Here is a 3,413-nt window from a genome sequence, read left to right on the forward strand (position 1 = left end):
GGCGGCGGCTCCACGGGTGGCGGTGGCTCCACGGGTGGCGGTGGCTCCACGGGTGGCGGTGGCTCCACGGGTGGTGGCGGCTCCACGGGTGGTGGTGGCTCCACGGGTGGTGGTGGCTCCACGGGTGGTGGTGGCTCCACGGGTGGTGGCGGTGCCAGCAGCGGCCCTATCTTCAGCACTAAGGTCATCGTGGACAGCGATTGGCAAGTTGGCTATTGCGAGCGTGTGCAAGTTACCAACACCGGCAGCACCGCCGGCAACTGGTCAGTGACTCAGACGATCAGCGGTAAGATTAACAATCTGTGGAATGCCAATTGGGCACAGTCCGGCAGCAAGCTCAGCGCCAGTGGAATGGATTGGAACAAGACCCTGGCGCCCGGCGCCATGGCAGAGTTCGGCTTCTGTGCCGGGCGCTGATGCCATGCGGTAACACTGTCACCGTGCGCACCACACGGTGACTTGCCAACGGCAGCGTCTCGCGACGCTGCCGTTGGTGCTTTGGGTGGTGGTGGCTCCACGGGTGGTGGTGGCTCCACGGGTGGTGGCGGTGCCAGCAGCGGCCCTATCTTCAGCACTAAGGTCATCGTGGACAGCGATTGGCAAGTTGGCTATTGCGAGCGTGTGCAAGTTACCAACACCGGCAGCACCGCCGGCAACTGGTCAGTGACTCAGACGATCAGCGGTAAGATTAACAATCTGTGGAATGCCAATTGGGCACAGTCCGGCAGCAAGCTCAGCGCCAGTGGAATGGATTGGAACAAGACCCTGGCGCCCGGCGCCATGGCAGAGTTCGGCTTCTGTGCCGGGCGCTGATGCCATGCGGTAACACTGTCACCGTGCGCACCACACGGTGACTTGCCAACGGCAGCGTCTCGCGACGCTGCCGTTGGTGCTTTTAGCCATCGCAGCGCGTCGACCATAGCTTGCAGACACAGACCATAAAGAGTGCAGCAAGCGCAGTCGTACTGATCCGCATGGGCTGAACGCATTTTCTCGCTAGCGTCGGTTGCAACCGACATTACGCATCCGCGTCAATCAACCAGCAAACGCTTTCAGCAAAGCGGCCATGCGCGCGTTCAGGCGTACCACGCCGCAGGCGTTCTTACTGTTCAACCACAATGACACGTCGCAATCGCTGATCCTGACCGGCCTGCTGGCACCCTCGACCAAGGCGCCGAACAATCTGTTTATCGGCGTAGCAAACGGCGCATTCAACGGCATTTCTTCACCTCGCGTTGAATATGAACCTGAGCGAGCAAGCGCGCAGAGAACGTGGTGATGGCCTAAGTGGTGTCGACAAGACGCACATCGCCCTGGCGCTGTACCAGCGCGCAATGATGACAGCACATAAAGCGGGGCGCATCACAACGACCGACCTAATCATGCAACTGACTGCGGCGAAGGCGTAGAACGGGCTGAGGAACGACTTCAAGCGCGCGGTGCTCAAGCAGTAACTGCTGGTGGTCGAATAGATCGACTACCTGTCCTTAGGGTGCGACGAGGCGAAGCTGTTCTTTAACGTCGTGACCAGGTGCCAGGCGCGCAGCTCGATGGCGCTCACCAGCACCCTGCCGGTCACGCAGTGGCACAGCGCTTTCGCCAACGATCACACGCTCACCACCGCGATGCTCGAGCGGCTCTTGCACCATGGCCTCATCGTGCAGATCACCTCAGAGAGCTAGTGATTTAAGCAAAAATGCAAGGCGCGTGAGCAAAAAATCAGACTACTGCACTTCCAGTGCCCGGCGCTGCAATCAACAGCAGCGACAAAATAGCGGCACATTTCGCACTTTCCGAACCACTTGCAGACTGGCGACCTCAAAAAAAGCACCGCCGTCACGTTAGTTGTATGCAATTCTTGGACAAGTAAACCAATGTACGGAAATTCACGACTTCTTTTTCCGGCAATCTCGATCATCACTCTTAGGTAATTGCCAGGCACTAGCTAATTACCTACCACTTAGCCCCCCAACTCAACTTTAGGCCTGCCCATTTCGGGCGGACCTTCTATTGGAGAGAAACACAATGACTCGGTCAATCAAGCCCCGCATCACCCGCTGCCTGTTGGCGGCGGCATTAATGGTGGCCAGCAGTTCGGCATGGAGCTACGCTGTCAAAAACGGCCAGGTCGTGGACGACAGCGGCAACGCCGTGCAGTTGCGTGGCGTGAATTGGTTCGGTTTCGAAACCCCGGAACACATCACGCATGGTCTGTGGGCGCGCAATTGGAAGGACATGATCACGCAGATGCAAAACCTGGGCTTCAATGCCGTGCGCCTGCCATTCTGCCCGGATACACTGCATAGTGCTTCGCCCGGCAGCATCGACTACAGCCAAAACTCAGACCTGCAAGGAATGAGCTCGCTGCAGGTGATGGATACGATCATCAACGAACTCAGCCGCCGCGGCATGTACGTGCTGCTCGATCACCACAGGCCCGATTGCAATGCGATCTCCGAACTGTGGTACACCAGGCCCGATTGCAATGCGATCTCCGAACTGTGGTACACCGACCGACTCCTACAGCGAAACGCAGTGGGAGAATGATCTGACATTCGTCGCCAAGCGCTACGCCAGCGTGCCGGGCGTGATCGGTCTTGACCTGAAGAACGAACCGCACGGCGCAGCGACCTGGGGCACCGGCAACGCCGCCACCGACTGGAACTCCGCGGCAGAACGTGCCTCCGCGGTCGTGCTGAGCGCCGCGCCGAACTGGCTGATCTTTGTCGAAGGTGTCTCCTCGAATCCGAGCTGCTCCAGCAACGACGCCCACTTCTGGGGCGAAAACCTGGAGGCCCAGGAGTGAGTGGGAGAATGATCTGACATTCGTCGCCAAGCGCTACGCCAGCGTGCCGGGCGTGATCGGTCTTGACCTGAAGAACGAACCGCACGGCGCAGCGACCTGGGGCACCGGCAACGCCGCCACCGACTGGAACTCCGCGGCAGAACGTGCCTCCGCGGTCGTGCTGAGCGCCGCGCCGAACTGGCTGATCTTTGTCGAAGGTGTCTCCTCGAATCCGAGCTGCTCCAGCAACGACGCCCACTTCTGGGGCGAAAACCTGGAGGCCCAGGAGTGCGCCCGCCCCACTCAAGATCCCGGCAGATCACCTGGTGCTGAGTTCGCACGTGTACGGCCCGGACGTGTACGGGCAGCGATCACCTGGTGCTGAGTTCGCACGTGTACGGCCCGGACGTGTACGGGCAGCCGTACTTCAGCTGACCTCCCCCCTATAATTTGGGCCGGCCAGAACCAGAAAATTCGGCGACACTTAGGCCTAAGGAGGCCCGTCGCCATGAAGAAGTCAAAGTGTACTTCAGCTGACCTCCCCCCTATAATTTGGGCCGGCCAGAACCAGAAAATTCGGCGACACTTAGGCCTAAGGAGGCCCGTCGCCATGAAGAAGTCAAAGTTC

The 3,413-nt window shown here is 59.6% G+C and carries 3 protein-coding genes and 3 pseudogenes; all 6 read left to right on the forward strand.

Features of this window, described 5'->3' with window-relative positions; translation table 11 throughout:
* The coding region (locus XANALMUS060_RS20275) for a cellulose binding domain-containing protein (RefSeq protein ID WP_045739409.1) at positions 1 to 417 on the forward strand (417 nt) is incomplete at its 5' end.
* Between the two features lie 150 nt (positions 418 to 567).
* Positions 568 to 813, forward strand: a pseudogene (locus XANALMUS060_RS22465) (cellulose binding domain-containing protein); the annotation flags it as partial.
* 193 nt (positions 814 to 1,006) lie between these two features.
* Positions 1,007 to 1,279 carry a hypothetical protein gene (locus XANALMUS060_RS21025; protein ID WP_235430595.1) on the forward strand — a complete coding sequence of 91 codons (273 nt, stop codon included), beginning with the start codon at positions 1,007 to 1,009 and terminating at the stop codon, positions 1,277 to 1,279.
* Between the two features lie 202 nt (positions 1,280 to 1,481).
* Positions 1,482 to 1,682 carry an ATP-binding protein gene (locus XANALMUS060_RS22870; RefSeq protein WP_304413355.1) on the forward strand — a complete coding sequence of 67 codons (201 nt, stop codon included), beginning with the start codon at positions 1,482 to 1,484 and terminating at the stop codon, positions 1,680 to 1,682.
* 343 nt (positions 1,683 to 2,025) lie between these two features.
* A pseudogene (locus XANALMUS060_RS16750) lies at positions 2,026 to 2,794 on the forward strand (glycoside hydrolase family 5 protein); the annotation flags it as partial.
* Between the two features lie 7 nt (positions 2,795 to 2,801).
* Positions 2,802 to 3,153: pseudogene (locus tag XANALMUS060_RS19250) on the forward strand (cellulase family glycosylhydrolase); the annotation flags it as partial.
* Between the last annotated feature and the right edge of the window lie 260 nt (positions 3,154 to 3,413).

This window comes from Xanthomonas sp. MUS 060 (genome assembly GCF_000963215.1).
Classification (GTDB): domain Bacteria; phylum Pseudomonadota; class Gammaproteobacteria; order Xanthomonadales; family Xanthomonadaceae; genus Xanthomonas_A.